We start from the raw sequence: 19763 nt of genomic DNA, 5'->3' as shown, positions 1-19763 counted from the left end.
TTTTAAATCAACGGAGCACCGGGACGGATCTCACGCTCTCTCCGTAGTGTCTATCCTAGTAAGTAGCAAATTAGACAATCACTACTGAAACCTATGAATCTTGATGAGTTTGAGAGCCAAACTCGCGACAGTTTAGAAAAAGCGCTGAATCAACTACAGACAGCGACTCTGTTGCTATCGGCATTAGAGCTACAAATTTTGGAGTCGGGCAACACGATCAAAACCCTCAGTAGAGTTATTGAAACTTTTGTGACTGAAAGACGGCAAGACGGCGAGGCTCCCCTGCGTGTTCAGCGATAGGGCTTTAGAGGCTGTTGACTTCTGAGCTTTGGACAGAATGGCCTTTTAGTCTAACGTCTTCATCTGATCCGTTAGCTGCTTTCACCCGGCTCTAACTCTTCTCGAATCACGTCAGTCAACTGTGAGAGCCGAATCGGTTTGACGAGATAGCGACTGGCTCCTAATTCTAAAGCACGCTGTTGATCACGCTGAAAGGCGTAAGCCGACACCACAATCACAGGCACCGATCGCCAGTCTTCTCGCTGTCGAATCTGCGTTAATAAGGTGTAACCGTCGATCGTCGGCAGCTTGAGATCTAGCAAAATGATGTGCGGCCGAAACTGCTCCATCACAGAGGCTAATTGTGTTCCTTCTGACAGCGCACAGACACTGTAGCCACAATAGCTGAGGTAGTCACCCATCAAGCGGCGGTTAGCTTCGTTGTCCTCAATGAGGAGAATTCGGGTTGGTAGTTCTGATTTTTGAACAGTCATCGCATATGCACCCTTGTTGACTATATTCTCGGTCAACGCTGTGACTAAATGGGAGCGATTACCTGAAGGGAAACTGGTCTGGCAAATCGCGGCTGCGTCTATTCTGCCTACACATGTATAAAAACTTACAAGTTGCTGCAAAGAAATGCGAAGATTTTCTGGGAGTTTCTACGACCTTCCCAACCTCTGATCCGCAGATGAAATGCCTTCTCCGGACGACTATTCCTATTATCAGGGTACAAATTATCAGGGTACAAAGTGTAGGTTAAGTAACCAAAACTGCGATCGGAGGACGATGCGGCTCCCCAAGCATGACGACAGAGCAGGAAATTTGTTGCGTTGCTTGAGCAGTAATATCACTGATAGACAGCCCCCCAGCGCTGGTGTGGCGGCGCGAAGAGCGAAGGATTACTAAGTCGTGAAGTTTTGAGGCGTTGACAATTGCCCTGACTACTTCATCATCTGGGAGGATTTGAATTTGAGGATCACACGAGGGGGTGATTTTGTCTGCTAGAAGAGATAGCTGAGATTCGATCCAGGCCATTTTGCTGCGAGACGTGGTGCGATCGCAGACATGGAGAAGTGTCAACTGTCCCTGGTTTTCGGTCGCGAGAATTTGAGCAAATTTCAAAACGGCGATCGACTGCTGACTTAAGTTCTCGATCGGCACCAGCACCCGACGCAAATTCATTGGAGAATCTAGCAGTCTCGAAACCGCTACGGGACAGTGAGATGCCCACAATACGCTGTCAATCAGGTTGCCAAACAGACGGATCGGCAAGCGCGATTGTCGCCCCCAGCCCATCACGACTAGACTGGCTTTTTGTTCGCGGCTGGCCCGACTGATGCCCTGAGCTACGTCGTCGTCGATTCGTAAAAGCGGATTGGCGATAACGGCGAGTTCTTGGCTGACCTCAGCAGCACTGGCAAGGAGAGATTCACTGCGCTGGATGGCTTTGTCCAATTGAGGAGCATCCATTTTGGCGTGGGCGTGAGCGATCGCCAGAGGCATAATTCGCCCGTTTTTATGACGTGCCAGCAGTGCAGCCATTTCTAACAAATATGGCTCTGTGCGGGGATTGTAAATCGGCACGACGACGACAAAAGGGTCTTCTGAATCGCTGCCCCATTCAGGCGAAGCTTCGGGGTCGAGGGCAACGGTGCCAGGTGTCGTTAACCCATCTGCAAATCGAGCCGTGAGAATTGGCCCCAGCGTCGAAGTGACGAGCATTAAGACAATTACGCTGTTGAGAACGGCTTCGGTGAGCAGACCTGCTCGATATCCAACCAGCGTTGCGGCCAGGGTAGCGGCGACTTGAGGAAGGGACAAAGACCACATGGTTAGGGTTTCTTGCCAGCTATAGCGATAAGCGAGCTTGGCCAAAAAGGCGGCTCCAAATTTACTGCCAATCAGCCCAGCGACGATCGTGACGGTCATTCCCACAAGTTGAGGTGACGTAAGGCTTTGCACAAAGGCAGGAATCCGAATCAGCAGCCCCATGTTGACAAAGAAAATCGGGATGAACAGGACGCTACCCACAAACATCACTTTTTCTTTGACGGCTCCGTCTCCGACGACGCGATTAACGGCCAACCCCGACAAAAACGCGCCCACAATTTTCTCAACGCCGATGAGTTGGGCCCCCACGGCTGCCAAAAATACAGCCAACAGCACAAATAAAAATTGACTTCCTTCTTCGGCGCTCGATCGTGCAAAAAAGGCCCGCCCTGCCCGCTCAAAACCAAACAGCACCACAACGCTATAGACTGCCAGCGACCCCAACAGGGTAAATAGTTTGAATATCGTGAAGTTGCCCGCATGGATGCCGATGCAGATTGCCAGAACTAAAAGCGCACCGACATCTGTGAAAATAGTTGCGCCGATCGTCACCGTCACCGCTTCATTGCCCACTACGCCCAACCGACTGACAATCGGATACGCCAGCAGCGTGTGTGAAGCAAACAGAGAGCCGATCAAAATCGAGGCATTCCAATCAAAGCCAAACAGCCGTCCGACGATCGTGCCTGTGATTTGGGGAACCAGAAAGGTAAAACTGCCGAAGCCGATCGAGCGATTTTTGGTTTTGAGAAACTGGTCGAGATCAACTTCTAACCCAGCGACAAACATCAGGTAGACTAACCCAATATCTGAAAGCAGCTTCATCGTTTCAGAGTCGTTGTGCAAAACTTGCAGCCCATCAGGGCCTAGGGCAACGCCTGCCGCCAACAATCCCACTAATCCGGGTAGGCGAATCCGCTCGAACAGAGACGGGACAAACAAAATCACTGCCAAGAGAATCAAGAAGGAGACGATCGGTTCTCCTTGCAGAGAGTGTAAAGCGGAGTTCATGCACTGGTGACGTAGAGGCTACTGACGACTGAGACCAATTCCCTTGGGGGCTGTAGGTCTGGCAGAGGAGTTTGGACGTTGGACTTTAGACAGAACAGCATCAAGGCTTCGGTCTTTGTCTTCTAAAAGGTTTAGCATCTAAAGTCTTTGCCGATTTTATAGCGCCAATCTAGAAATGGCGTAAATGGGTGAGCAAAGATTGTCAAAACTCAATCAATATCAAACTGGACTGCTTGAGAAACCTGTCTAGAGATGAATCTGACTGAGAATAATGCGTAGGCGATCGTAGTCGTCCTTGAGCAGCAAACTTAGCATTCGTCCGGCTTGCACGAGCCAGGGGCGATCGGCTTTGCGGAGTTGGTAGATCTCACGAATGGCGGCGGCTGTCAGCGCATCGACAGGGGCCCCATTGACCTGAAGCAGCGTTCTCAGAAAATCGAGTGCTTCACTAAATTGAATGACTTCTTCAGAATCACAACTGTAGACGGCCTGGTGAATCTGAGGCGGACGAGGTGGCAAATGTTGATAGACGGCTGCTCCCCCGTTGCGCTTTTCAGGATTGGGACGAAACCCCACGATCTCCGCCCGAAATTCGGTCTTTAGCATGGCAAAGATCTGAGGCTGCTGCTCTCGCAATTCTTCTAGCGACAATCCCAACGCTCTGGCTCGATGAACGGAATCGATCGGGCTAGTCGTCGCATGATAAACCACCGCGTAGATTAAATTCCCCGATTCCTCATCCGCAGACTTGACCCAACTCCCAAAGGGCGGCATGACCGGAAAGCTGAGATTTTCTGGCTCCAGACATTGAGCAAGAAATTCGGTCGTTGCTGTCTCGATCACTTCTGCAATGTGGTTAGAAGGGCGATTTTGGGCAGCAAATTGAGGGAGGGGAAGGCGCATAAGGGGTGTAAGGGATGAAGTGAATGATTTGAACGAAGGCTTCACAACACACCTTGGAGGGTTTTAATCTAGGATTTAACCTAAAATTTAAAACCCATCGCTCAAGCTATTTTGCTTTTTTCTTGCCTGCGGTGACTTCGACGAGTGCGAGTTCGGATAGGCGAAAGGTGACTAGTTTGTCCCAGTTGCCCCCTTCAAACAAAACAGCGACTTTGCCATCACTAATCCGTTGGACTAACCCCTGAAAGCCGTAGTAAGTATCGTTAGCATTGGTCACTCGAACCGCAGAACCTGGAAGAATCATAGTCATAGTTTGGAGAGCCTTTCTAGTAGTGTACTAGGCTGCTGTGATGTTTAGCTGATGTTTAGCCATTGAGGATTTGTCTTGAGTCGATGGGTGTCAATCAATCGTTCAGCATCACCCAATTCAAAACGCAGCCTGGTCGCCTCAAAACTTTAGCCGCTGTCGATAATTTGACACCGATTGCACCAGCCCGATCGCCAAAAAATTCATCAACAGGGCTGCATTTCCATAACTGAGCCACGGCAGCGGAATGCCCGTCACCGGAGAAAGATTGATCGTCATCCCAATATTGATCACGACCTGAAAGACAATCATCGAAAACACGCCGATCGCCAGTAGTGAGCCAAAATCATCCTTGGCATTCTGAGCAATCACCAACAGCCGAAAGCAAATCAATAAAAACGTCAGCAAGACGGCCGCCGCCCCAATAAAGCCCAACTCTTCACCGATCGCCGTAAAAATAAAATCTGTGTGCTGTTCTGGAATGAAGTTTAGCTGGGTCTGGGTGCCTTTGTGCAGTCCTCGTCCGGTGAGTTCGCCAGCGCCGATTGCTATCCGGGACTGAATCAAGTGATAACCCCCGCCCAGGGGATCGCGATCGGGATTTGCAAACATGATAATCCGCTGCTTCTGGTAATCCTTGAGCACATATTCCCACAGCACTCGCCCCAGTCCGCCTGCGATTAGATTAAGCACAACGGGTGCCAGATTGCCGTAAGTAGACCAGGGAAGGGTTCTCAAAGATACCCAGCCGATTATCAAAATCCAACCTGCAATGACGGCAATTCCGTACCCCCAAATTGGCAGCATCACATTAAACAAAATCGCCGAAATCACTGGAGAAACCAGCAGCAACAACCAACCTGGTTTAGCGTTTCCCCAATACAGCATCCCCATCGTGATCGACCCAAACACCAGAGACGTACCCAAATTTGGCTCCAAAAAGACCAGCATCCAGGGAACGGCTGCGATCAGTAATACTTTGACCATCGTGGGAATGGTGGATGCCGATCGATGGTGCAATAGGGCGGCGATCGTAATGATGATTCCCAACTTGGCAAATTCAGACGGCTGGACATTGAAGCCAAGAATACTAATCCAGCGCTGCGCCCCCAATTCTTCTCGCCCAACAAACATCACAAGCAGCAAAGAAGCGTTGGTAATTCCATAAATGAGCCACTTCCATTGCAGCAGTTGGTCATAGCGCCAGCGAGCAATCAGCACCGAGAGCAGCAGCCCAACTCCACCTGTGATCCAGTGTCGCCACCAGTCTGTCCACCCGGCGTTGAGTTCTACACTGCGAATCATCACGCCTCCCAAAACAGTAAGCGCGATCGGAGCCGCAAACAGCCACCAATCGACCTCTTGCCAGGGCTGTACCCAGTGTTTCAGGTTCGTCGGGAAAAAGGATTTTCGGAACATGGAGACGCTAAGGAAGATTAAGTTTGAAGTTTTGAGTTCTGAACATTATTTGTCAGTCCAAAACTTGACTAGGTGAGTGCCGCAATTGACACTTTAGCAGCAATCTGCTCGGCGATCCCTTTTAACGCTCTGGCAGAGGCACAATCCGGATCAGCGGCTACGATCGGGATTCCACGATCGCCCCCTTCTCTGAGCGGAATTTCTAAAGGCACACAGCCCAACAGTGGAATCCCCAATTCTTTAGCAGTTTTTTCGCCCCCAGCCGATCCAAAAATGTCGTACTGGCGATCGGGCATGTCGGGGGGAATGAAGTAGCTCATATTTTCGACGATGCCCAAGACCGGAACGCCCAACTGCTGAAACATCTTTAACCCACGTCGAGAGTCAGACAGGGCGACACTTTGAGGAGTCGTGACGATCACAGCCCCCGCCATCGGGACGGCCTGCGTCATCGTCAACTGAGCGTCTCCCGTTCCGGGTGGCATATCGACAATCAAATAATCTAAATCGCCCCAGGAAACCTGATAAAGAAACTGCCGAATTACTCCATTCAGCATCGGCCCGCGCCAAATCACAGGTTGGTCTTTGTCAATCAAAAATCCCATTGAGACGAGCTTGACTCCGTGATTAAAGGCTGGCTCCAAGATTTCTCCCTGGTTACCCTGACGCACGGTGATCCCCGCTCCTTCTAGTCCTAGCATCATCGGAGCGTTGGGGCCATAGATATCAGCATCAATCATCCCCACTTTGGCTCCCGCTTGTGCCAGAGCAACAGCTACATTCACAGCAACACTACTTTTACCCACACCACCCTTGCCGCTGGAAATCGCAATGATATTTTTTACGCCGTCGATGCCAGTGCGATCGGGCAGGGATTTTTGCTGCGGTGTTTCGGCGGTCACGTCTACATCAATGGTTTGCACACCGGGCAGGGTTTTGATCGCCCGCTCACAGTCTTCGACAATAAACTGGCGCAGCGGACAGGCGGGAGTCGTCAACACGAGGGTAAAGCTCACGTGACCTTCTTGAATTTTGACATTGCGAATCATGTTCAATTCCACCAAACTTTTGCGGAGTTCGGGGTCTTGCACAGGTTTGAGGACTTCTAAAACTGAGTTAGTGTCAAGCATTGTATTCTCTGCCCTACTGCGGCGATCGAGTCCAGGTGTATTGGCTTTTCGATCTTACCGTCAGGAGGGCGTATCCTTGGGGTCAGAATCATTGCAGAGATTCCAGGATCACGATTATCAAGGGTCTTTAAAAGTCAAAGCAGCCCCGATCGGGCGGTTCTAGATTTCCCGAAATGGACTGCTCGGTGGCTTGAGCCAAATCAGAGGCGACTCTCGCAGAATAAGGCTTGATCAGTGACCAGACTAACGGAGACAGCCACCCTTGCAGCGTCACTGAATACGCGACAGAAGTGCCACAGACGGTTGATTTGACCTGATACGTCACCCGCTCCTCGATCCCAGGTAGTGCCAAAATCCGAATGCTCAACAACTCCCGGTGATCAACCCGCTCAACAAAAATCCGAACCGGAAATGGCCCCAGTCGCGTCACGGCTTCATAAATTAGTCCCGGTTTGGCTACCAGCCCTCGCGGAACATTGGTGCTAGACAGCAGAGGATGCCACGACACATCTGCCAGGTCAATAATTTTTTTCCACAAGTCATCGACTGACGCAGTGCTGATGGTTTGATACGTTCTCGCCAGAGTATGCTGAACGCGGCGACGTTTGCGGCGAAGAAATCTAGATGGAAGCTTGAGCATGACGATCGCCCTCCTACGCTCGACCCAACAGGGAATTCATTATCCTAGACACGTCCATTCCTAAATTGCCATCTCCCTTAAGACTGCTGTTAAGCATACCCTTAGAGACTGAGCGATCGAGATCCCCTCTACGACGCTACGATCATTAGGGCAGGGTTTGAAGTCAAAAATTATTAACTGCTGAGTCACCACTCATTCAAGTTCACACAGGTTCATAGAATTTAACAGTAGCTCAACCCCTTGATTTCACTAAGCAAGAAGCCTTTTGGCAAGGAGTTAGCGAGTTGGTTGTCGTTACAATTCACGATAGTCTAAATAAGCGCATTAAATCGGGAAGCTCACAGTCCTCAAATTGCCTCTACAAAAGACTTTTTTAGGCACTGTCATTCTTGGACAACCGACTTTTCGCAAACTTTTGCAAACTCAATTTAGACCGCAAACTTTTGCAAATTCCATCTTTGACCGCGTAAACCTTTTTGATCCAACTTTCCAGGGAACTTATGACGGCCTTTTCCACTGAAGTCTCCACCTCTCAAGCGTTTCCCCCTTCTGATTCTCGTGAGCGAGTCAGCCACTGGATGAAAACTCTGCAAGACAAAATTTGCCAGGGGTTAGAACAACTAGACGGGGAAGGCAAGTTTCAACAAGACAACTGGGAGCGGGCAGAAGGCGGCGGTGGGCGATCGCGCGTCATGAAAGAAGGCAAAATCTTTGAGCAGGGCGGCGTTGGCTTTTCTGAAGTCTGGGGAAAAGATTTGCCCCCTTCGATCCTGGTACAGCGCCCCGAAGCGGGCGGACATGGCTTCTATGCGACTGGAACCTCAATGGTGCTGCATCCTCGCAATCCCTATGTGCCTACCGTTCACCTCAACTATCGATACTTTGAGGCGGGGCCCGTCTGGTGGTTTGGCGGCGGCATTGACCTGACTCCCTACTATCCCTTTGCCGAAGACGCGCAGCACTTCCACACCACGCTGAAAAATGCCTGTGACGCTCACCATCCTGAGTATTACCCGACCTTTAAGCTCTGGTGCGACGAATATTTTTACCTCAAGCATCGCGGAGAAACTCGTGGCGTAGGTGGGATTTTCTTTGATTATCAAGACACTCAGGGCATTCTCTATCCGGTCTCTTATCCTGGTTCTCAGTTAGATACAGCCGCTGCACAATATAGCCAGAAAGCCGGAGCCGTCAAGAATCGTACCTGGGAAGATTTATTTTCTTTTGTGCAAGACTGCGGAAATGCCTTTTTGCCAGCCTACGTGCCGATCGTCGAGCGACGAAATGGACTGGAATACGGCGAACATCAGCGCAACTTCCAACTCTACCGACGCGGACGCTATGTAGAATTTAACCTGGTGTACGATCGCGGCACGATTTTTGGGCTACAAACCAACGGCCGCACCGAATCAATCCTGATGTCACTCCCGCCAATGGTACGCTGGGAATACGGCTACCAACCCCAGCCAGGCTCTCCCGAAGCAGAACTCTACGACACCTTTCTCAAGCCTCAAGACTGGGTAAACTGGACTGCAAAATCCTAAAAGACCGCTTTTCTCGCAACAATGCTGGCTGATTCCTGGCTGATGGGCTGTTCTAGCACTCCGTCACCAGGATTATTTTATTCTGGTAAGATTTAGAGGATTGCCTGCGTGATCAAAGGAGACGATCGCGTTAGAAAAGCTCGCTCTGTGGGCATAACTGAGACTGTCATGGCCATGACCTGCTCAATCTTGAGCGCTTTTATCGGCACGGACGTTCAGCATCTACGGGTAAAGTGATTTGCCTTGCATCCCAAAAGGGTCATGTCTCGGCTTCTCTGCTAACCCAAATCCACAGCAAGAGGGGAGTCAATGGTTTACATGGAGCAGAAGTCAATCCATATGGAGCAAACAACGCACACGACCCACGATGGCACGCTCGTAATCATTCTCACTCCGACAGGGCGGCTTGACATCACGACAGCATGGCAGTTTCGCCTCAAGCTTCAAGAATGTATTGCCAAACTTAGCCGTCATGTGGTGGTCAATCTAGGGCAGGTTAACTTTATCGATAGCTCTGGGCTAACGTCTCTCGTCGCTGGAATGCGGGACGCTGATAAGGTCAGAGGTAGTTTTCGCATCTGTAACGTCCATCCTGAAGCTAAGCTAGTCTTTGAGGTCACGATGATGGATTCAGTTTTTGAGATTTTTGAGACTGAAGACGAGGCATTAGAAGGGGTGCCCAGGGGAGTCGCAAGTTAGACGAGCAGCATCGGTTCTCTTGACTGCGGTACAAAACCCTTGAAGCCGATAGACCAGACACATTGAACCGAAAACCTTAATGCTGTTCAGTCTAAAGTCCTTTCGATCTCTTCGAGTTACCCGCAAGGGGTCGCTTTGAGTTAGTCACGAGGGTCTCTTTGTAAATTCGTAGGCACCCATCACCGCTCCCCAAAGGGCTGTACCCGTGTTGGGGTCGATGCCTTTGTCATAGCTGAGAAATTTGCCAGGACTGACTTCAAAGCCTAAAGCAACCTGACGAGTTTCACCCTCGTATGAGAAGTAGCAGCAGGTGTCCGCAGGTGGCATTGCCTGAAAGCGATCGCTCTCCTGAGTTTTCTGGTGAGCAACTTGAAGAACACAGCCTGGTAAAAGTTCGATGTCTGCCTCTGTGATTTGCTGCAATCGCGCTGGATTTTGTCCGGCTCCCTTCACGGCTGCATAATCTTTGAAGCTGTAGTATTGCACCTTAAGCGGAAACGCCTCCTCGCCTGTCGGTTGAATTCTTAACAATCGCTGACGATAGGGTTGGTCAAGTTTCAGAATGTTGGCTTGTTCGGCAAAAATCGTGATGCTGTCTTCGGCAAAGAGCGCTACCTGACGGTGCCAGAGTTGTAGATGGACATACCAAATAGGGTCAGCGATCGCCTGTTCTCGGTTGTCAAATTCGCCTGTCAGATGAGTGGCCAGAGTTGTCAAAAAAGAAGGCATGGGCAAGTATAGAAGGAGCTTCTCGAACAAAGCTTACAGTATTCTCAAGACCTGATCGCCCCCTCATTTCCCTCTTGCCGTTCTCCATTCCTCCACCACTGATCGATCATCCTGACTACTTGACTCACCGCCGCTGGATGACGCGATCGCTTGAATTAGCCGAATCTGCTGGAAAGGCGGGCGATGTGCCTGTGGGAGCCGTGGTAGTCGATTCAAAGGGAAATTTAGTGGCAGAGGCAGAAAATCGACGAGAGCGTGATCGCGATCCCACGGCCCACGCTGAAATTCTCGCATTGAGAGCGGCGGGTCGATCGCTGCAAAACTGGCATCTCAATCACTGCACGCTGTATGTGACGCTGGAGCCTTGTCCGATGTGTGCAGGAGCGCTGGTTTTGGCTCGATTGGGGCTGTTGGTTTATGGGGCAGATGATTCCAAAGCGGGGGCGATTCGCACGGTGTTGAATGTGCCAGATGGTGCCGCTTCTAATCATCGGTTGGCTGTGTTGGGGGGCGTATTGGAGTCGGCTTGTCGTCAGCAGTTGCGGGATTGGTTTCACGATCGTCGCCACACACCGCTTTAGCGATACACGGCTTCAGCTACCAGACAAAAACTCACGAACCACTTGTTTAACATCTTCTTTTTTGCCATCGACTCGATAGTTGAGTTGCTGCATTTTCTGTTCGGTGATCTTGCCCCCCAAATCGTTGAGGGCTTGACGTAATTCGGGATGTTTTTGCAGGATTTCTTGACGCACGATCGCCGCCGCTTCGTAGGGTGGAAAATATTGTTTGTCGTCCTTGAGAACGGCTAAATCCAAAGTTGGAATCAAGCCATCTGTAGAGTTTCCAGCTACTAAGTCAACTTGCTTTTCTGTTAGAGCGCGATACAACAAACCCAGATCCATGACTTTAGGTTGACCTTTAAACTTCAAGCCATAAGTTTTTGATAAGCCAGGAAACCCATCTTCTCGATTGAGAAATTCAAAGCCAAATCCTGCTTGCCATTCGGGAGTATATTTCGCAGCTTCTGACAGCGTTTGTACGCCCAACTTGCGAGCGTCTTCTCCCCGAATAATCATCGCAAACGAGTTGCTAAACCCAAACGGAGCAGACCATTCCAGCTTAAAGCGTTGAGGATATTCTTCTTTGACTTTGGCGAATACCTGTTGAGCATCACCGACCCCTTGCGGGTAACTCGAAGAGATCGCAGGCTGCTTTAAAATCGAGGTGTAAGCCGTACCTGTGTATTCAGGATAGAGGTCAATTTCGCCAGTCTTAATCGCTTCATGACAGATAAAAGTGCCATTGAGATTAAAGCGACGATCAACCTTTAGCTTTGTTTTGCTCTCGATTTGTTGAGATAGAATTTCGCCTAAGATCACCTGCTCTGTGAAATTTTTGGTGCCAACAACCACGCGATCGCTACTTTGAGGATTGCTGTTTTGAGAACAGGCGGCGATCGTCCCAATCAAGACAAGAGGCAACAGGAAAAAGGAAAAAAAGTTTCTTAGCTTCATTTCTTCACCATAAGGCGACGCTCGATCCAGCCTAGAGCAAAATCGGCACTGAGAGCCATGATCGCAGCGGGAATTGCGCCAGCCAAAATTAGTTGACTATCGACCACCGCAACGCCTCGAAAAATCAATTCACCCAATCCGCCTGCACTGATCGTGGCCGCGATCGTCGCCAAACCCACCCCAATCACCACAGCTAACCGAATGCCCGCCAAAATCACGCCCGCCGCCAGCGGAAGCTCGACCTGAAACAACAGTTGGCGATCGGTCATGCCCATTCCCCGCCCCGCTTCGCGAATAGCCGGATCGACGCTGATAATGCCCACATAGGTATTACGAATGATCGGCAGTAAAGAATAAAGAATCAGGGCAACGATCGCCGATCGCGGGCCAATTCCCCCAATCCAGGGCACCGGGATCAAAAAGCCAAGCAGCGCCAAACTGGGCATCGTCTGGATCGCATTCGCAAAACCCAGAATTGGTCGGGTTAACTTTGGCTGGCGGGTGATCAAAATGCCTAAAGGCACCCCAATCAAAACGGCGATTCCGGTAGAAATCAAGACTAGAAATAAATGCTGACCTGATTTTTGTAGAATTTCTTCACCATAGCGAGTCAGAAAGTCCATGATCCACCCTTCACGGCTAAGAAGGCTTTGGCTTCGGGATGGGTCGATCGCTCAAATTCCTCCGGCGTTGCCAACACGACCAGCTCTCCAGCTTGCATCAAGCCAATTTGAGAACCGAGCCTGAAGGCTTCTTGAATGTCGTGAGTCACAAAAACAACGGTTTTGCCCAAACGCTGCTGAAGGTCATGAAATTCTCGCTGAATCTCAACCCGCGTAATCGGATCAAGGGCCCCAAACGGCTCATCCATCAGTAATAGCGGCGGATCGGCAGCCAAGGCCCGCGCCACCCCGACTCGTTGCCGTTGACCCCCCGACAGTTGATGAGGATAGCGATCGGCAAACGCTGACCCCAGACCCACCAGTTCCATCAGTTCCAGGACGCGCGATCGAATTCTCGCTGGCTCCCAGTTTTCTAACGTGGGAACGACACTAATATTGCGGGCAACGGTGAAGTGAGGAAACAAGCCAATTTCTTGAATCACATAGCCAATGCGTCGTCTAAGGGCGATCGGGTTCCACTTCTGCGTCGAAATGCCCTCAACTTGAATCTCTCCAGCCGTGGGATTGAGTAATCGATTGATCAGTCGCAAAGTGGTCGTTTTGCCACAGCCACTCCGCCCCAACAGCACCAGCGTTTCGCCCTGTGGAATGCCAAAAGTGAGCCGAGACACGAGCGATCGAGAATGCAGATCATAGGTCACCTCATGAAACTCAACTGCGTTCCCCATGCCAACTGCCTCGTCTCCTATGGCTTCAAGTATTCTAGAAGAGATGTGAGTCATTCTATGCGCCTGCTCACCCAACTGGGGGAAGGCGGACTTCTGACTCCCACCCTACCTTAAATTTAGATGGAACTCGATCTGGGGCGACAGTGAATGCGGATTCATACTTGCTCGATCGCGCCTGCTCAAAGGATTGCTTCAGTTGTCCGAATTGCCCAATGAGAGAAGCCGAGAATGCTGGTAACGGGGTTGATGGCTCAGAAAATTTTATGTCTCTGAGTACGAGGCGATTCTGGCGTTTTGGTTTGCTCATTGGCGCGATCGCTGTCGCCTACTTTTTGAGTGCCAAATTTGCCTTTTCCCTGGTACAACTGGGCACAGATGCAACAGCTTCGGCGTTCTATCCGCCTGCGGGCATCTCTCTGGCAGCCTTGCTGTTGTTTGGACGATCCGCCTGGGTTGGCGTGGCTCTCGGCGCTTTGCTGTTTGCGCGATCGCTCTCTGGCGTAACTTGGGTGACGGCGATCGGCGCGACGATCGGCAGTACTTTAGAAGCGGTGAGCGGTGAGTTTTTGTTGCAAAGAGTGGGCTTTCGTCCTTCCCTGCGGCGGTTGCAGGATGTGTCTTCATTTGTAGCGATCGGCGCCGCCTTCTCATCGGCAGTCAACGCCACAATCAGCACACTTAACGGCTATTTAGCGGGATTAGTGCCAGAGCAGGGACTTCTTGACAATTGGTGGACTGTCTGGCTGGGAGATGGCGTTGGGATTTTGGTCGTGACTCCTGCTTTACTGACCTGGTTGAGTCAGCCCGTCCAGCGTCGGCCGTCTGTGAGCGCTTTAGTGAAAGCGTGGAGAGAGCATCGATCGTTTCGACGGCGATCGGTCGAAGTGATGCTTTGGCTGGGGTTGCTGATTCTGTGCGCCTGGGTGGTTCTGGTTGCTCCGGGGCGATTGGGTGAGGATGCGTCTGGGCTGGCGCGATACCTGCTTCACTATTTGCCGTTTTTGGTCTTGGGGTGGGCGGCCTTGCGTCTGGGACAGCGGGGAACCGTTTTGAGCAGCTTAATTTTCTCAGCGATCGCCCTTTGGGGAGTTATCCAAAATCGAGACTGGATGCGGGTTGGCGATTCTCAGCAGGCGATTTCTCAGGTGCAGGCGTTTGTCGGGGTGACGACCGTGATGGCGTTGATGTTGGCGGCGGCGATCGCAGAACGTCAGCAGGCAGAAGATCTTTTACGCAAACAAGAAGCTAGTTTGACGAATGCCCAGCGCGTTGCTCAAATTGGCAATTGGGATTGGGATGAGTCTCCGTGTTCGACGCAGATATCGCTGTCCTGGTCAGACGAACTGTATCGAATTTTGGGATACGTACCCCGATCTCTACGCCCCACTCCAGAGAATTTTTTGCGACGGGTACATCACGACGATCGCAATCAAGTAAGACAAGCTTTAGAAAGGGCACGATTGTTGCACAAACCTTATCGGCTGTGTTACCGGATTGTGTTGCCCAACGGATTAGAACGCACGGTCAGCGAACAAGTCGAAGTAAATGGCATGAATATCACGGGAACGGTGCAGGACATTACAGAACAACAGCGGTTGAGTGAGCGCGATCGACTGCTCAATGAAATCACGCTGCAAGTCAGACAGTCACTCCAAATTGAGGAAATTCTCAACACGACCGTGGCTGAAGTGCAGCAGTTTTTGGGGGTCGATCGCGTGTTTTTTTCGCAGTTTGACGAGCGGGGCTATGCCAAAGTTGTTGCAGAATCGGTCGATCCAATCTGGCGATCGGTGCTGGGCACAGAATCTCCGATGAGCATTTTGAATGACGTTCGAGAGACGTTTGGGTTGTCTCATATTCGCGTCAATCACGATTCTGATCAGGCTGAAAAAACCCCTTTTATTAATGCTTACTATGAGCAATATCAAATTCGTGCCAGTATTGCGATCGCGATCTTCCAAGACAATCAAATGTTTGGTGTGTTGAATGTCAATCAATGCTCTGAGGCGCGTCAGTGGCAATCTTTTGAAATTGAACTGTTAGAAAAGTTAGCCACTCAAGTCGAGATTGCAATTCAGCAAGGAACGCTCTATCAGCAAGTTCAAACGCTGGCAAATAGTTTAGAACATCAAGTAACAGAGCGGACACTTCAGCTTCAGCAAAATATGGAGCAGCTTCAGTCCACCAATCAGGTGAAAGATACGCTTCTTCATGCCGTTACTCATGATTTGAGAACACCCATCTTGGGAATGCTCATGGTTTTGAGGCGGTTACAAAACAAGCCCGATCAAGAGATTGTGCTTTCGCGATCGGTTCTCAATTGCATGATTGAAAGTAGCGAACATCAAATTAGCTTAATCCGATCGTTGTCTGAAGCTGGCTCACAAGACACTCAGGAAAATATACTCAGTCGTCAACCCTTTCAATTGTCTGAATTAGTACGATCGGTGCTTTGTGATCTGCATCCTTTATTGATTGAAGACAACGTCCAATTAGAGACTTTGCTATCTGAGAATTTGCCGCTTGTCGTTGCCGATTCTACGAATATCCGTCAAGTTTTAGAGAACTTAATTACGAATGCAGTTAAGCATAATCATCCTGGATTGAGAATTACGATCGCAGTCGAATTAATCGATGGACTGCTGCGCTGTACGATCACAGACAATGGCGTAGGAATGAGTCAAGAACAATGCGCTCAAGTCTTTAAAAAGCCGTATTTGAGAGGATTTCACAATCACCACCTCACCGGACTTGGACTCGGACTCTTTTTGTGTCATCAGATCATCACAGCCCATCAGGGACAAATGGGAGTTGTCAGTTCTCCAAATCTGGGTGCAGCATTCTGGTTTACATTGCCAATTAGCAGGCTTTAAGCAATCAATTTTCAACACCCATTCTGATATTTGAAATTAGTAGCCATCTCGATCAGTTTCTCCTCCCAATACATCCACTGCATAGCGTTCGGGTGCTAACAAAACCTGAATTCCTTTGCTTCCACACAAGTAAGAAAGTGTTTGTAACAAAGCGAGTTCTTTTTGTTGATTGGGCGCTAACTCCGATCGCTGAACTCTAACGTCTTCGAGCAATTTGGGAAATAAAGGATCAGCCTCTAGAGAGTCCAGAAACTTCTCAAATCCAAGACAGCTTAAGCCATAAATCAGCCGTTTACTCAAGTTAGCGTGAGGGCTAAAAATATAGCCGCCATGCGTGTCAACTTTACCCGTAAAAAAGTCCAGACTCAGAGAAATATAGTCCCAAAAACTAAGAAAAGGTTTGTCGATCGCCTTGCTGACAATGCCGATCTCTTTCTCTTGTTGGGTCTTAGGATCAAGGTACTTTTCTTTATAGTTGGTACAGTCGAAATAGGTAAACAATTTAGCGATCGACTTCTGTTTTTCTCCCAGTCCAATTAGTTCTTGTCGAGACGCTAAAGAAGTCCTTTCTCGAATAAACAAGTAGTTCAAAAACGTTGAATCTTTAGCAACCAAATGATCATCAGCAGGTGTTATCAGTTGCCCAGTTTCTGATAGATTAACAATCCCGCCCAAATTACGCTTCCGGTTTTGCAGCTTATTTCTAACATTGACATTTCCCAGACGATAGCCCCCATCACGAGTTTTGGCAGGAAAGGTAAAGTAGTTGGCCGCCGTAGAAGCAAGTCGGAGCGCCATATCGCCCTCATTACAAAAGAGATAAGCTTCCTCAAATCGACGCAGAGACGATCGCAGCGTATTCGCTCGACCTGAGATAATCGACTCTGCGGGAATGTCAGGAGCCACCAAGACGAGCTTACTCAATCGAAAGACATTACCAATCTCAGACGAAGGGCACTTATCGCGGTTGTTGACATCCAAATTTCCGATCGAACCGGGGTCAAACACATCAGAAAGAATTCGCATGGCATTGGTGACAACAAAGGCTCCCATGCTGTGACCAATAAACGATAACCGCACTTTTCTTTGACTCCAAGCCGCCAGTTTTTGAGCGCGATCGTCGCCTTCAGATTGCTCAACTAGCGCACTATCCAACTGTCGAATTAACTCAACAAAATCTGCTACACCATAATTACTTGCTCGGAAAGTATCTCGAAAATAAACGGTCAATCTCAGCGCAACAATCGTCAAAATTGGCGCAACCGCAACCAGCGAAAGAATCAGCAAAACGACAAAACTAAGCAGCAGTTCTAAGCCAGTGTAAACCCTAGATAGCGTGATCAAAATACTGATTAAAGTGCCCACCACGCCTACAATCAGACCCACAATGCCCGATCGCGTCACAAGGCTCATCAGCTTGGGTAAAGCCTGTTTTGCTGCCGCTTGCTTATCTTTAAAGCTGCCCGATTCATCTTCTACAATTTGCTCAGATGGCCAGCGATAGCCGATCGCCAGCAATCCTTTAGGAATCTCTGTATAGTGCTGAGAAATATATTCACAAGTGCTTTTATACCAATACTCAGCCCCTGATCTGGGGGTGTTATAGCCGTGAATCATCACCAGAATTTCAGCATCTTCTTTGTGCTCTTTCAGGTATTGAGTCATTTCATGAATTGCCTGATCGGGGTCAACTTTTGGATCAGTTTGAGACCGATCTTCTACATTGATGGGGGCGGTGCTGACAACAAAGTAGCCCGGAAACTTCCCATTCTCCACAGCCAATTTTTGAATCGCGAGTAGATGGTTGCTCATCGGTTTTCTGAAGCGACGTTCTGCTATACAAATTTCGTCGCAATCATAGCGCCTTTGCCCCGATTCATTGCCAAACTCTAGAATCATTACATAAAAAATCCTCCCCATTGTGTCAACAGGGAGGAACGATTCGCGAGTCAATTAAGAATCAGCCGAACTTTACAGATCGTCATCGTCCATTTCGTCATCTTCATCGTCGTCGTCAACGCCATCATCAATTAGATCGTCGTCGTCATCTAATACAGGCGAGAACGGCTCGGCATCGACATCAGCGACCGGACTGCCAAAGCTCTCAAAGCTAAAGCTCGGACGCTCATCAAAGCTGTCTAAACCGTAACTGCGAGCCGTGCGATCGTCCAGTACGACATCGGTCAAATCTCCTTCGTCGTCAAAGGCGATCGACCCGTCGTAAGCCATATCCACATCCGGCGTACCCGATTCTTCGTAAGCGTTAAATCCGGTTCCAGCGGGAATTAGACGACCAATAATCACGTTCTCCTTGAGGCCTCGGAGCCAGTCGGACTTGCCTTCGATCGCCGCTTCGGTCAAGACGCGAGTTGTTTCTTGGAAACTTGCTGCCGAGATGAAGCTGTCTGTGTTGAGCGAGGCTTTGGTAATCCCCAACAAGACGGGCGTGTATTCAGCAGGTGCGCCCCCGGTAATCGACATCGCTTCGTTAACCTGATCGATTTGATAGAGTTCGACCAGTTCGCCGGGCAGCATGGTGGTATCGCCCCCATCGTCTACCCGTGCCTTAGAAGTCATCTGACGCACGACAACTTCGATGTGTTTGTCCGAAATATCAATCCCTTGAGACTGATACACCGCCTGCACTTCGTTGACGAGGAAAGTCTGAACTTCTCTCAAGCTGATCATCGATGCATCATGGATGCCGACTGCTTCACGATTGGCTTTGAACAGCACTTCTAGAAGCTCATGGGGGTTGGCGGGGCCGTCTGTGAGCCGTTCTCCTGCCAGAACATGCTGATCATCAGAAATGATCACGTTTTGACCGGGGCCGATCGGATACTCCGTCACCAGTCCGTCTGAGTCAACTACTTTCACTTCTACCGTGTCATCCTCGCCATAGACGACCTGAGCTTTACCGGGACGTTCTGCCAGCACACAGCCTTCTTTGGGCTTACGTGCTTCGAGCAGTTCTTCAATTCTCGGCAGACCTTGAATGATGTCTCCCGTTTTGGTGCGCTCAAAAATCAGCAACACCAGGTTGTCACCCCGTTGCACCAGATCGCCATCATCGACGTGAAGAACGGCACCCGGAGACACGCGATAAGGACGAGCAATCCGCATTCTGATCTGAGAATCGCTAACCTCAAGCACCTGTCCTGACTCTTCGAGGAGCATTCCCGGTGCGAGCTGTGCCCCCGACACGAGGAGATCTCCTGCTTTGACGGTGGGTGTTTTGCCTTTGGTGTCGATCGCGATCGTGTCCGCTTCTCTCACCACCAAAATCCGCCGAATCGCCTCACTGCCCTGGCGAATCCCCTGCACTTCTCCGGCTTCTTTACACTGAATTTCAGTCCGAGCGACGACGGCACCTGGGCCAATCTGGTCGCCATCTTTGACCAAAACGCGCGTGTGCGTACTGCCCTGAGTCGTGTCTGCTGAGATGTCCCGACGAATCACTAGCGATTCGAGAATCACCAGTTGCAGGCGCATCAGTTCTGGGTCAGTGGTGTCAGCAACCAGCTCAAT

Annotated in this window: 17 protein-coding genes and 1 pseudogene; 5 read left to right on the top strand and 13 right to left on the bottom strand. The window is 50.0% G+C overall.

The annotated features are described in order from the left end of the window. Positions 1-93: 93 nt before the first annotated feature. The gene (locus ACJ2PR_RS18095) at positions 94-300 is read left to right on the top strand and encodes a hypothetical protein (RefSeq protein WP_446878023.1); all 207 of its coding nucleotides are present in this window, start codon (positions 94-96) and stop codon (positions 298-300) included. 71 nt (positions 301-371) lie between these two features. Here ACJ2PR_RS18095 and ACJ2PR_RS18090 read toward each other — a convergent pair whose 3' ends face one another. The 7 genes and pseudogenes from ACJ2PR_RS18090 to ACJ2PR_RS18060 all read right to left on the bottom strand — a co-directional run bounded on the left by ACJ2PR_RS18090 (position 372) and on the right by ACJ2PR_RS18060 (position 7522). Further along, positions 372-773 (bottom strand): response regulator, encoded by a 402-nt coding sequence (locus ACJ2PR_RS18090; RefSeq protein ID WP_446856839.1) that lies wholly within the window; start codon positions 771-773, stop codon positions 372-374. 265 nt (positions 774-1038) lie between these two features. After that, positions 1039-3123, bottom strand: coding sequence for a cation:proton antiporter domain-containing protein (locus ACJ2PR_RS18085; protein ID WP_446878022.1), 2085 nt, complete (start codon positions 3121-3123; stop codon positions 1039-1041). Between the two features lie 246 nt (positions 3124-3369). Continuing rightward, positions 3370-4026: an HAS-barrel domain-containing protein gene (locus ACJ2PR_RS18080; protein ID WP_446866457.1), complete on the bottom strand. Its 657-nt coding sequence runs from the start codon at positions 4024-4026 to the stop codon at positions 3370-3372. Positions 4027-4132: 106 nt separating this feature from the next. Continuing rightward, a pseudogene (locus ACJ2PR_RS18075) lies at positions 4133-4330 on the bottom strand (NAD(P)H dehydrogenase subunit NdhS); the annotation flags it as partial. Positions 4331-4474: 144 nt separating this feature from the next. Beyond that, positions 4475-5752 carry a rod shape-determining protein RodA gene (gene rodA, locus ACJ2PR_RS18070; protein WP_446878021.1) on the bottom strand — a complete coding sequence of 426 codons (1278 nt, stop codon included), beginning with the start codon at positions 5750-5752 and terminating at the stop codon, positions 4475-4477. A gap of 68 nt (positions 5753-5820) precedes the next feature. Next, positions 5821-6882 (bottom strand): Mrp/NBP35 family ATP-binding protein, encoded by a 1062-nt coding sequence (locus tag ACJ2PR_RS18065; protein WP_446866455.1) that lies wholly within the window; start codon positions 6880-6882, stop codon positions 5821-5823. Positions 6883-7009: 127 nt separating this feature from the next. After that, entirely contained in the window at positions 7010-7522 is a 513-nt protein-coding gene (locus ACJ2PR_RS18060; protein WP_446856844.1) for an SRPBCC family protein, read from the bottom strand. 500 nt (positions 7523-8022) lie between these two features. Between ACJ2PR_RS18060 and hemF the strand changes: the two genes are divergently transcribed. Together hemF and ACJ2PR_RS18050 are read left to right on the top strand one after the other, a co-directional pair. Next, positions 8023-9066, top strand: coding sequence for an oxygen-dependent coproporphyrinogen oxidase (gene hemF / locus ACJ2PR_RS18055; RefSeq protein WP_446856845.1), 1044 nt, complete (start codon positions 8023-8025; stop codon positions 9064-9066). Positions 9067-9405: 339 nt separating this feature from the next. After that, positions 9406-9765, top strand: coding sequence for an STAS domain-containing protein (locus ACJ2PR_RS18050; protein WP_446856846.1), 360 nt, complete (start codon positions 9406-9408; stop codon positions 9763-9765). A 144-nt stretch (positions 9766-9909) separates the two neighbouring features. Here the strand turns inward: ACJ2PR_RS18050 and ACJ2PR_RS18045 are convergent, their stop codons facing one another. After that, entirely contained in the window at positions 9910-10494 is a 585-nt protein-coding gene (locus tag ACJ2PR_RS18045; protein WP_446878020.1) for a CpcT/CpeT family chromophore lyase, read from the bottom strand. A 74-nt stretch (positions 10495-10568) separates the two neighbouring features. Here ACJ2PR_RS18045 and tadA point away from each other — a divergent pair, with 74 nt between their 5' ends. Further along, positions 10569-11075 (top strand): tRNA adenosine(34) deaminase TadA, encoded by a 507-nt coding sequence (tadA, locus tag ACJ2PR_RS18040; protein ID WP_446866453.1) that lies wholly within the window; start codon positions 10569-10571, stop codon positions 11073-11075. Between the two features lie 12 nt (positions 11076-11087). Here the strand turns inward: tadA and ACJ2PR_RS18035 are convergent, their stop codons facing one another. Genes ACJ2PR_RS18035 through ACJ2PR_RS18025 form a run of 3 tightly spaced genes read right to left on the bottom strand, consistent with a single transcriptional unit; the run spans position 11088 to position 13416 of the window. Continuing rightward, positions 11088-11978, bottom strand: a complete 891-nt coding sequence (locus ACJ2PR_RS18035; RefSeq protein WP_446866451.1) for a glycine betaine ABC transporter substrate-binding protein — start codon at positions 11976-11978, stop codon at positions 11088-11090. A 29-nt stretch (positions 11979-12007) separates the two neighbouring features. Then, positions 12008-12634, bottom strand: coding sequence for an ABC transporter permease (locus tag ACJ2PR_RS18030; protein WP_446856850.1), 627 nt, complete (start codon positions 12632-12634; stop codon positions 12008-12010). After that, positions 12622-13416: an ATP-binding cassette domain-containing protein gene (locus ACJ2PR_RS18025; protein ID WP_446878019.1), complete on the bottom strand. Its 795-nt coding sequence runs from the start codon at positions 13414-13416 to the stop codon at positions 12622-12624. The genes ACJ2PR_RS18030 and ACJ2PR_RS18025 overlap by 13 nt, the downstream gene beginning before the upstream one ends. A gap of 209 nt (positions 13417-13625) precedes the next feature. Between ACJ2PR_RS18025 and ACJ2PR_RS18020 the strand changes: the two genes are divergently transcribed. Next, positions 13626-16235: a sensor histidine kinase gene (locus ACJ2PR_RS18020; protein WP_446878018.1), complete on the top strand. Its 2610-nt coding sequence runs from the start codon at positions 13626-13628 to the stop codon at positions 16233-16235. 36 nt (positions 16236-16271) lie between these two features. Here the strand turns inward: ACJ2PR_RS18020 and ACJ2PR_RS18015 are convergent, their stop codons facing one another. Both ACJ2PR_RS18015 and ACJ2PR_RS18010 read right to left on the bottom strand, forming a co-directional pair. Beyond that, on the bottom strand, positions 16272-18047 hold the full coding sequence (locus ACJ2PR_RS18015) for an alpha/beta hydrolase (protein WP_446878017.1): 1776 nt from the start codon (positions 18045-18047) through the stop codon (positions 16272-16274). 159 nt (positions 18048-18206) lie between these two features. Continuing rightward, on the bottom strand, positions 18207-19763 hold a 1557-nt coding region (locus ACJ2PR_RS18010; RefSeq protein WP_446878016.1), incomplete at its 5' end, for a DNA-directed RNA polymerase subunit beta''.

It is taken from the genome of Phormidesmis sp. 146-33 (assembly GCF_052939515.1).
The sequence above is the reverse complement of the archived record's forward strand: the minus strand, read 5'-3'. Positions and strand labels throughout refer to the sequence as shown.

Excerpts from the sequence above, each read along its gene's own strand:
- ACJ2PR_RS18095 (WP_446878023.1), top strand. The coding sequence starts at position 94 with ATGAATCTTGATGAGTTTGAGAGCCAAACTCGCGACAGTTTAGAAAAA.
- ACJ2PR_RS18090 (WP_446856839.1), bottom strand. The coding sequence starts at position 773 with ATGACTGTTCAAAAATCAGAACTACCAACCCGAATTCTCCTCATTGAG.
- ACJ2PR_RS18085 (WP_446878022.1), bottom strand. The coding sequence starts at position 3,123 with ATGAACTCCGCTTTACACTCTCTGCAAGGAGAACCGATCGTCTCCTTC.
- ACJ2PR_RS18080 (WP_446866457.1), bottom strand. The coding sequence starts at position 4,026 with ATGCGCCTTCCCCTCCCTCAATTTGCTGCCCAAAATCGCCCTTCTAAC.
- rodA (WP_446878021.1), bottom strand. The coding sequence starts at position 5,752 with ATGTTCCGAAAATCCTTTTTCCCGACGAACCTGAAACACTGGGTACAG.
- ACJ2PR_RS18065 (WP_446866455.1), bottom strand. The coding sequence starts at position 6,882 with ATGCTTGACACTAACTCAGTTTTAGAAGTCCTCAAACCTGTGCAAGAC.
- ACJ2PR_RS18060 (WP_446856844.1), bottom strand. The coding sequence starts at position 7,522 with ATGCTCAAGCTTCCATCTAGATTTCTTCGCCGCAAACGTCGCCGCGTT.
- hemF (WP_446856845.1), top strand. The coding sequence starts at position 8,023 with ATGACGGCCTTTTCCACTGAAGTCTCCACCTCTCAAGCGTTTCCCCCT.
- ACJ2PR_RS18050 (WP_446856846.1), top strand. The coding sequence starts at position 9,406 with ATGGAGCAAACAACGCACACGACCCACGATGGCACGCTCGTAATCATT.
- ACJ2PR_RS18045 (WP_446878020.1), bottom strand. The coding sequence starts at position 10,494 with ATGCCTTCTTTTTTGACAACTCTGGCCACTCATCTGACAGGCGAATTT.
- ACJ2PR_RS18030 (WP_446856850.1), bottom strand. The coding sequence starts at position 12,634 with ATGGACTTTCTGACTCGCTATGGTGAAGAAATTCTACAAAAATCAGGT.
- ACJ2PR_RS18025 (WP_446878019.1), bottom strand. The coding sequence starts at position 13,416 with ATGACTCACATCTCTTCTAGAATACTTGAAGCCATAGGAGACGAGGCA.
- ACJ2PR_RS18020 (WP_446878018.1), top strand. The coding sequence starts at position 13,626 with ATGTCTCTGAGTACGAGGCGATTCTGGCGTTTTGGTTTGCTCATTGGC.
- ACJ2PR_RS18015 (WP_446878017.1), bottom strand. The coding sequence starts at position 18,047 with ATGAGCAACCATCTACTCGCGATTCAAAAATTGGCTGTGGAGAATGGG.